General features: G+C 65.6%; 7 protein-coding genes. 2 read left to right on the forward strand and 5 right to left on the reverse strand.

Annotation, left to right across the window (positions count from 1 at the left end):
* Nucleotides 1-149 precede the first annotated feature (149 nt).
* Entirely contained in the window at nt 150-1367 is a 1218-nt protein-coding gene (locus J6525_RS30805) for an alpha/beta hydrolase (RefSeq protein ID WP_225647524.1), read from the forward strand.
* A gap of 16 nt (nt 1368-1383) precedes the next feature.
* Here J6525_RS30805 and moaC read toward each other — a convergent pair whose 3' ends face one another.
* From moaC to J6525_RS30825, 4 genes are all read right to left on the reverse strand, one after another.
* Complete coding sequence (moaC, locus tag J6525_RS30810; protein ID WP_225647525.1) at nt 1384-1911, reverse strand: cyclic pyranopterin monophosphate synthase MoaC; 528 nt, start codon at nt 1909-1911, stop codon at nt 1384-1386.
* 4 nt (nt 1912-1915) lie between these two features.
* Complete coding sequence (gene trpC, locus J6525_RS30815; RefSeq protein ID WP_225647526.1) at nt 1916-2737, reverse strand: indole-3-glycerol phosphate synthase TrpC; 822 nt, start codon at nt 2735-2737, stop codon at nt 1916-1918.
* A gap of 15 nt (nt 2738-2752) precedes the next feature.
* On the reverse strand, nt 2753-3766 hold the full coding sequence (gene trpD / locus J6525_RS30820; protein ID WP_225647527.1) for an anthranilate phosphoribosyltransferase: 1014 nt from the start codon (nt 3764-3766) through the stop codon (nt 2753-2755).
* 70 nt (nt 3767-3836) lie between these two features.
* Entirely contained in the window at nt 3837-5738 is a 1902-nt protein-coding gene (locus J6525_RS30825; protein WP_225647528.1) for a peptidylprolyl isomerase, read from the reverse strand.
* Nucleotides 5739-5979: 241 nt separating this feature from the next.
* Between J6525_RS30825 and tpiA the strand changes: the two genes are divergently transcribed.
* On the forward strand, nt 5980-6732 hold the full coding sequence (gene tpiA / locus J6525_RS30830; protein ID WP_225647529.1) for a triose-phosphate isomerase: 753 nt from the start codon (nt 5980-5982) through the stop codon (nt 6730-6732).
* 57 nt (nt 6733-6789) lie between these two features.
* Here the strand turns inward: tpiA and J6525_RS30835 are convergent.
* The coding region (locus J6525_RS30835) for a transposase (protein ID WP_225645042.1) at nt 6790-7059 on the reverse strand (270 nt) is incomplete at its 5' end.

Raw genomic sequence — 7059 nt, forward strand, 5'->3', positions numbered from 1 at the left:
CTGCCGTGGATGGCTCCGGAGCGCGGGGCGAGCCAAATCCCGACCTTAGCGTTATCAAACGACCGTGGTATTGCCTTTCAGAAAGCCTTGATTTTCGCTTGAGAAGCTTGTGATTTGTATGCGAGCCAAGCTCACCCCTGAGGGGCCTTATGCGCTTCAAGTTCGGCGACTACGTTCTGGATGCGGGGCGACGCGAGCTGCAATGCGGCGTTCAAACAATTTCCATCGAACCGCAGGTCTTCGATCTGCTTCTGTACCTCGTTCGGCAACGTCATCGGATTGTTTCCAAAGATGATCTCGTGACCTCGGTCTGGTGCGGCCGGATCGTCTCGGACTCGACGATAGCCAGCCGCATCAACGCCGCTCGCCGCGCCGTCGGGGATGACGGCGTCAACCAGCGATATATTCGGACAGCCGCGCGGCGTGGAATCCGCTTTGTCGGTGAGGTGCAGCAGGAGGAGACACGAGCAGCCTCAGAACATGCCTCGCCCCGTTTTCCAAGAGGTGCGTCGGGGCCGCCCAAGGAACTTGGATTGCGCGAGGAGATCACGTTCTGCAAATCGGCGGATGGCGTCCATCTTGCCGCGGCGAGCGTTGGCCAAGGTTCTCCCATCGTCAAGACGGCGAGTTGGCTGACCCATATCGAGCATGACTGGCAAATGGAAGTTTCGAGTCCGCTTCTCGCTCAACTGGCTGCCCGGCACAAGCTGGTTCGATACGATCAGCGCGGTAACGGTTTGTCCGACTGGCGCGTCGCCGACTTCTCGTTTGCAGCTCTCATGCAGGACCTTGAGACTGTCGTCGATGCGTTGTCGCTCGAGCGCTTCGCCTTGTTTGGCATATCGCAGGGCGCCGCGGTTGCCATTGCATATGCCGCGCGACATCCCGATCGCGTGGCGCGCCTCATCCTGCACGGTGGATACTCGCGCGGCTTCCGCAAACGGGGCGCTCCGGACCAGATTGCCAGGTGCGAAGCTCTCGCGACTCTGATCCGGGAGGGGTGGGGCAAAGACACCCCGGCATTCCGTCAGGTCTTCACCTCGCTGGTGCATCCAAACGCGACGCAGGAGCAGATGCGCGACTTCAACGAGGTACAGCGCATTTCGACATCGCCGGAAAACGCTGCGGCGCTATTCCTGGCCTTCGGCGACATTGACGTTTCCGAGGCGCTGCAACAAATCGCGGCGCCGACACTCGTCATGCACAGCCGCGACGATGCATTGGTTCCCTTCGATCAAGGTCTGGCACTCGCGCATGCTATTCCGAATGCACGGTTCGTTCCGCTTGAGAGCCGCAATCATATTCTGATTCCAGACGAACCTGCATGGCCCGGTTTTGTCGCCGAGATATGCGATTTCCTCGAGTAGTCGGGCGCCAAAAAATTCAAGCGCCGGCGCGATAGTGCCCGGACTTGCCGCCGATCTTCTCGACGAGGTGGATGCCCTCGACGCGGATGCCGCGGTCGACCGCCTTGACCATGTCATAGATCGTCAGGCATGCGACCGAGACCGCGGTCAGCGCCTCCATTTCGACGCCGGTCGGCCCCGTCACCTTGACGCTGGCGCGGACGATGCAGCCGGGCAGCTTGCGGTCGGGTGTGATGTCGATCGTGACCTTGGTCAGCGCCAGTGGATGGCAGAGCGGGATCAATTCCGAGGTCCGCTTCGCCGCCATGATGCCGGCGATGCGCGCCGTCGCAAGCACGTCGCCCTTCTTGGCCTGGCCGGTTTCGATCAGCGCCAGCGTCGCCTTGCTCATCACGACGCGGCCTTCGGCGACGGCGGTCCGTTCGGTCGCGGGCTTGGCCGAGACGTCGACCATCCGCGCCTCGCCCTTGGCGTCGATATGGGTGAGGGCGGTGCCGGAGCCGGACGGCTCGGCCTTCGTCTTGCCCTTGCTGTTCCGCGCCATTGCGTCAGCGCGTTGCGGTGGCGCGCGGCGCGGCCTGCCGCGTCAGCAAGGCGCGGGTGGCCGCTGTGACGTCCTGCTGCCGCATCAGGCTTTCACCGACCAGGAAGGTCGACATCCCGACCCGTTCGAGCCGGGCGAGATCGTCCGGCGTGAAGATGCCGCTCTCGCCGACCATCAGGCGGTCGCGCGGGATCAGCGGCGCCAGCGCCTCGCTGGTCGCGAGCGTGGTCTCGAAGGTGCGCAGATTGCGGTTGTTGACGCCGATCATCGGCGAGCGAAGTTTCAAGGCACGGTCGAGCTCGGTGCGGTCGTGGATCTCGACCAGCACGTCCATGCCATAGCCGAGCGCGGCGTCCTCGATCTCCCCGGCCGCCGCGTCGTCGAGCGCGGCCATGATGATCAGGATGCAATCGGCGCCATGGGCGCGCGCTTCCGCCACCTGGTAGGTGTCGAACATGAAATCCTTGCGCAGCACCGGCAGGCTGGTCGCCGCGCGGGCCGCGACCATGAAGTCGAGATGGCCCTGGAACGAGGGCGCGTCGGTCAGCACCGACAGGCAGGCCGCGCCGCCGGCCTCATAGGCCTTTGCGAGCACGGGCGGATCGAAGTCGGCCCGGATCAAGCCCTTCGAGGGCGAGGCCTTCTTCACTTCCGCGATCAGCGCGTAGTCGCCGCGCGCATGCTTGTCCTTGACGGCGCGGACGAAGCCGCGCGGGGCCGAGGCCGATTTGGCCTGCGCCTCGACCTCGGCGAGCGGATGGGCGCGCTTCGCGGCGGCGATCTCCTCGCGCTTGTAGGCCTCGATCTTGGTCAGGATGTCCGACATCGCTTAGCGCCTTGCTTAACCGTTCGAAACCGCGAGCAGATGCTTCAGCCGCGCGGCGGCAGCGCCGCTGTCGAGCGACTGCGCGCCGATCGCGACGCCTTCCTTGAGGTCCTTGGCGCGGCCGGCCACGATCAGCGCGGCAGCGGCGTTGAGCAGGGCGACGTCGCGATAGGCGCTCGGCTTGCCCTGCAGCACGCTGGAGAGCGCGATCGCATTGGCATCGGCGTCACCGCCCTTCAGCGCCTCGCCGCCGACGCGGCCGAGGCCGGCATCCTCGGGCGTGACCTCTGATGTCCTGATCTCGCCGTTCTCGAGCGTCGCAACGAAGGTCGGGCCGGTGAGGGTGATCTCGTCGAGGCCGTCGGAGCCATGCACGACCCAGACCTTGTCCGAGCCGAGGTTCTTCAGCACCTGCGCCAGCGGCTGCACCCATTGGCGGGAGAACACGCCGACCATCTGCCGCTTGACGCCGGCCGGGTTCGATAGCGGCCCGAGCAGGTTGAAGATGGTGCGGGTGGCGAGCTCGACCCGGGTCGGACCGACATTCTTCATCGCCGGATGATGCGCGGGCGCGAACATGAAGCCGATGCCGGCTTCCTTGACGCAGCGCCCGACCTGTTCGGGCGTCAAATCGAGCTTGACGCCGAGCGAGGCCAGCACGTCGGCGGCGCCCGAGCGCGACGACAATGCGCGGTTGCCGTGCTTCGCCACGGGCACGCCGGCGCCGGCCACGATGAAGGCCGCGCAGGTCGAGACGTTGACCGAGCCGGAGCCGTCGCCGCCGGTGCCGACGATGTCGACGGCCTCCGCCGGCGCCGTGACCGGCAGCATCTTGCCGCGCATGGCGGTGACGGCGCCGGTGATCTCCTCGACGGTCTCGCCGCGTACTCGCAGCGCCATCAGCAGCCCGCCCATCTGCGAGGGCGTGGCTTCGCCCGACATCATGCTGTCGAAGGCGGACGCCGCCTCTTCACGCGTCAGCGTGGCGCCGGTGGCGACTTTTCCGATGATCGATTTCAGGTCGTCCATTCGCTGGCTCAGGGTCTGTTGTTGGAGCTTGATCGGCGTGCAGCGCGTCGTCGCGCTGTCCCGATCATGCTCAATTATTTGCGCCTGTCACCTGTGCGAAGGCTGCCTGGTTGATGGTCACACCGATATCGGACTCGATCTTCGTGACATATTGCGCGACCTGCTCGTCGCTGAGCGACCGCCGCAGCGCCTCGGTGAGCTGCTTGGCCGCGTCCGACGCGAAGTCGACCGGCGGCACCGTCACGTTGGTGACGCGGAAGACCACCCACTGACTGCCGCCGGCGACGGAAGTCTGTCCATCGCCGTCCTTGGCGGTCCGGAATGCGGCCGCAATCACGCCGGCCGGCACGGCAGGCAGCGAGGCCTCGCGGTTGAAATTCGCCGCGGTTTCGACCTTGACACCGGCAGCGGCGGCTTCGTCGGCGAGCTTGGCGCCGCTGTCGAGCTTCTGGACGATCTCGGTCGCCTTGGCGCGCAGCTTGGTGGAGATCTGGTCTTCGCGCCACTTGGCCTCGACCTGGTCGCGAACCTCGTCGAGGCTGCGCTCGCGCGACGGCGTGATGCCGAGCACGTCGTACCAGACATAGCCGCCGTTGAACTGGATCGGGTCGTTGTCGACGCCGACGTCGCTGCTGAAGGCCTGCGACACCACGTCGAGACCGCGCGGGATATTGGTCGCGACCTGGCCGTTCGGCAGCCGCCCGGAGCGATCGACCGCGTCGATGGTGATCGGCGTCAGCTTCAGCTTCTGTGCGGCTTCGACCACGCTGGCGCCGCCGCCGCGCTCGTCTTCCATCTTGTCGCGCAGGTCGGCGACCTTGGTGCGGGCGCGCTCGGAGGCGATCTCGTTCTTCACCTGCTGGGCGAGGCTCTCATAGCTCGGGGTCGCGCCGGGCTCGACCTTGCCGACCTTGACCAGCGCGACGCCGAAGCGGCCCTGCACCGGCTGGCTGACTTCGCCGGCGGCCAGGGAGAAGGCGGCATCGGCGACGGCCGGATCGAGGATCGCCGACTTCGCGACCAGCCCGAGATTGACATCGGCCAGATTGAGGTTGCGCTCCTTGGCGATGTCGTCAAACGACGCGCCCGACGCAATCCGCCCGCGCGCGGCCTGCGCCTCGCCGGCGTCCGGAAACACGATCTGCGAAACCTCGCGCTTCTCCGGCGTGCTGAGCCGGTCCTTGCGCTCCTCGAAGATCTTCCTGGCGTCCTCATCCGACACCGTTTCCCACTTGCCGATTTCCTCCGGCGTGATGGCGACGAAGGAGATCTTGCGGTATTCGGGCGCGCGGAACTGGGCCTTGTGGTCCTCGAAATAGGCGGCGAGCGCCTCGGGCGAGGGCGGATCGATGGTGCCGGCCTGCGCGGCGCCGAGCGTGATGTAGTCGATCGAACGCTGCTCGTTCTGGAACCGGGTCAGCGCCTCGACCAGCGATTTCGGCGGCTCGATCCCGGACGAGATGGTGCCGGCGATCTGCCGCCTGAGGCCTACGCGGCGCTGCTCGGCGATGTAGCGGCCTTCGGTATAGCCATAGTTGCGGATCACGGCCTGGAAACGCTGCGGGTCGAACTGGTTGTTGAGGCCCTTGAAGTTCGGATCGTTGTAGATCGCGCGCAGCACCTCGGCGTCGGACACGTTGAGGCCCATGCGGCGTGCTTCCTCGTCCATCGCGGCTTCCGCAAGCGTCTGCTGCAGCACCTGGCGGTCAATGCCGAAGGCGCGCGCCTGGTCCGGCGTCAGCGGGCGGCCGAACTGGCGGCCAAGCTGCTGCAGGCGGTCGGTATAGATCTGGCGGAACTGCTCGGCCGAAATCTCGGTCCCGCCCACCTTGGCGAAGGTCGACTGGCCAAACCCCTTGAAAATGTCGGCAATGCCCCAAATTCCGAAACTGACGATCAAAACGCCCATCACCACGGCCATAATCGTCTTGCCGAGCCAGTTTGATGAGGCTTTCCGCATTCCTCGAAGCATGGGTCCAACTTGTTTTACAGGAGGGGAACCGGGTCGTGCCCAATGGGGAGCCGAAAGTCGAGGCTTTTGTCCCGCAGCAGGGCGTCACCGGATTGAAAACCCATCATAAAGTGGCCGAAGCGCCCCCGCAACCTTGGCCGCGCGGGTGGAAGCGTCGCACGGTGTGCGCGAAGCCGTGCTCTGGAAGTCGCCGCCCGGCTCTGGTAGCGCATGGACACGCTTGAACGATGGGAAATCCGACATGACCGACGCCATCCGGCCGCTGATCGCCGGCAACTGGAAAATGAACGGCCTGAAATCCTCTTTTGTCGAGTTCGACGCGATGCTGGCGGGCGCCGGCGATGTCGCCGGGAAGGCTGATCTCCTGGTCTGTCCGCCCGCGACATTGGTCGGGGCGTTCGCCGACAAGGCGCGCGGCTCGAAGGTCGCGGTCGGCGCCCAGGATTGCCATCCCAAGGCATCGGGCGCCCACACCGGCGATCTCTCGGCGGAGATGTTCAAGGATCTCGGCGCGGTTGCGATCATCGTCGGCCATTCCGAGCGGCGCGCCGACCACGGCGAGACCGATGCCTTGATTCGGCAGAAAGCGGAGGCCGTGTGGCGCGCCGGGCTGACCGCGATCGTCTGCATCGGCGAGACACGCGAGCAGCGCGACGCCGGCAAGACGCTCGATGTCTGCGGCACCCAGCTTGCGGGCTCGCTGCCCGACGGCTCGAGCGCGGCCAACCTGGTGGTGGCCTATGAGCCGGTCTGGGCGATCGGCACCGGCCTGACCCCGACGGCCAAGGATGTCGAGGAAGTTCACAGGTTTATCCGAGGTCAGCTCACCGATCGCTTCAAGGGCGAGGGAAACAGGATCAGGATCCTCTACGGCGGCTCGGTCAAGCCGTCGAACGCGGCCGAGCTGATGGCCGTCGCCAATGTCAACGGCGCATTGGTCGGCGGCGCCAGCCTCAAGGCGTCGGACTTTTTGGCGATCGCTGCGGGGTGTTAGGGCTGCCCCTTTCGCACCGAGCTCTCACACCGTCATCCTGAGAGTCTGACTCATAAATCACCCAACCTTAGCTGCAGCCGCGAGTCTGCGGGTCAGGAGCCTGATGTGTGCAATCAGCAGCCAGGCAGCTTCGGTTGCCACCGTCGCCTCGAAGTCCTTGGCGAGGCGGCGGCATCTGCCGAACCAAGCGAATGTGCGTTCAACCACCCACCGCCTCGGCAGAAGCTGGAAGCCTTTGACGCCTTGAGGCCGCTCGACGATCTCGACAGTCCATGGACCGCAGTCTGAGAGCGCGTCGAGGAGTTGATTTCCGCGGTAGACCCGGTC

The organism is Bradyrhizobium australafricanum (genome assembly GCF_020329495.1).
Lineage (GTDB): Bacteria > Pseudomonadota > Alphaproteobacteria > Rhizobiales > Xanthobacteraceae > Bradyrhizobium > Bradyrhizobium australafricanum.

Bases quoted from the DNA above. Each gene is read 5' to 3' on its own strand.
- moaC (WP_225647525.1), bottom strand. From the start codon at position 1,911: ATGGCGCGGAACAGCAAGGGCAAGACGAAGGCCGAGCCGTCCGGCTCC.
- J6525_RS30805 (WP_225647524.1), top strand. From the start codon at position 150: ATGCGCTTCAAGTTCGGCGACTACGTTCTGGATGCGGGGCGACGCGAG.
- J6525_RS30825 (WP_225647528.1), bottom strand. From the start codon at position 5,738: ATGCTTCGAGGAATGCGGAAAGCCTCATCAAACTGGCTCGGCAAGACG.
- tpiA (WP_225647529.1), top strand. From the start codon at position 5,980: ATGACCGACGCCATCCGGCCGCTGATCGCCGGCAACTGGAAAATGAAC.
- trpC (WP_225647526.1), bottom strand. From the start codon at position 2,737: ATGTCGGACATCCTGACCAAGATCGAGGCCTACAAGCGCGAGGAGATC.
- trpD (WP_225647527.1), bottom strand. From the start codon at position 3,766: ATGGACGACCTGAAATCGATCATCGGAAAAGTCGCCACCGGCGCCACG.